A 1,462-nucleotide genomic window follows, 5' to 3' on the forward strand; every position below is an offset into this window, starting at 1 on the left:
ACCTCGACCCCACCTGCAACCTGTACAACCGCACCAAGGCCGCCTGGGACGCGATCAGCGTCCCCGCCCAGACCGGTGAGGCCACCTGCACCGGCGGCCAGACCAACGAGTTCTCGCTCTCGCTGAACCCGTCGGCCGGCCAGGTCCAGCCCGGCTCCTCCGCCACCGCGACGGTCAACACCGCCGTCACCTCGGGCGGCGCCCAGTCGGTCAACCTGAGCGCCTCCGGCGCCCCGAGCGGCGCGAACGTCAGCTTCAGCCCGTCCTCGGTGCAGACCGGCGCCTCCGCCACGATGACCGTCTCCACCAGCGCGAACACCGCGCCGGGCAGCTACGTCATCACGGTCACGGCCACCGGCCAGGTCACCCACACCGCGCAGTACACGCTGACGGTCGGCGGTGGCAACCCCGGCGGCAGCGCCCCCGACATCAGCGTCGCCAACGTCCAGGCGCACCTGAGCCAGTTCAACACCATCGCCTCGCAGAACGGCGGCAACCGGCGTACCGGCACCGCCGGGTACAGCCAGTCGCTCGCCTACGTGAAGGCCAAGCTCCAGGCGGCCGGCTACCAGGTCAGCGAGCAGACCTGCACCACCTGCACCTACACCGCCAACAACCTGATCGCCGACTGGCCGGGCGGCCCGTCCGACCAGGTGACCATGTTCGGCGCGCACCTGGACGGCGTCAGCGCCGGCCCGGGCATCAACGACAACGGCTCCGGCTCGGCCGTGCTGCTGGAGAACGCGCTCGCCCTCGCCCAGGCGAACCCGACCCTGACCCGCCACGTCCGCTTCGCCTGGTGGACCGGCGAGGAGCAGGGCCTGCAGGGCTCCAAGCACTACGTGAGCCAGCTGAGTTCCACGGCCCGCAGCGCGATCAAGGGCTACTACAACTTCGACATGGTCGGCTCGACCAACGGCGGCTACTTCATCAACAACGTCAACTCCACCACCTCGGCGCCGATGAAGGCGTACTGGGACTCGCTGAACCTGCAGCCGGAGGAGAACGTCGAGGGCCAGGGCCGCTCGGACGACGCCTCGTTCCAGTCGGCCGGCATCCCGACCTCGGGCTACGCGGCGGGCGCCAGCGCCACCAAGACCTCGTCCCAGGCGGCGAAGTGGGGCGGCACGGCGGGCCGCGCGTACGACTCCTGCTACCACTCGTCGTGCGACACCACCAGCAACATCAACGCCACCGTGCTGGACCGCAGCGCCGACGGCGTCGCCTACACCCTGTGGAAGACCTCGGTGGGCAGCGGCCCGATCCCGAACAACGACTTCTCGGTCGCGGTCAACCCGGCCACCGGCAACGCCAAGCCGGGCGAGTCCACCACCGCCACGGTGAACACCCAGACCACCACCGGCTCCGCCCAGACGGTGAACCTCTCCGTCTCCGGCGCGCCGGCCGGTGTGACGGCCTCGGTCAGCCCCTCCTCGGTGCAGTCCGGCGGCTCCGCGACGCT

1 protein-coding gene is annotated in these 1,462 nt (G+C 70.8%); it reads left to right on the top strand.

Going from position 1 to position 1,462, the window contains the following annotated elements; all coding sequences use genetic code 11:
- On the top strand, window positions 1-1,462 hold a 1,462-nt coding region (locus ABD308_RS30445; RefSeq protein ID WP_344342100.1), incomplete at both ends, for a M28 family peptidase.

The sequence above is a fragment of the Kitasatospora putterlickiae genome, assembly GCF_039527695.1.
GTDB classification, from domain to species: Bacteria; Actinomycetota; Actinomycetes; order Streptomycetales; family Streptomycetaceae; genus Kitasatospora; species Kitasatospora putterlickiae.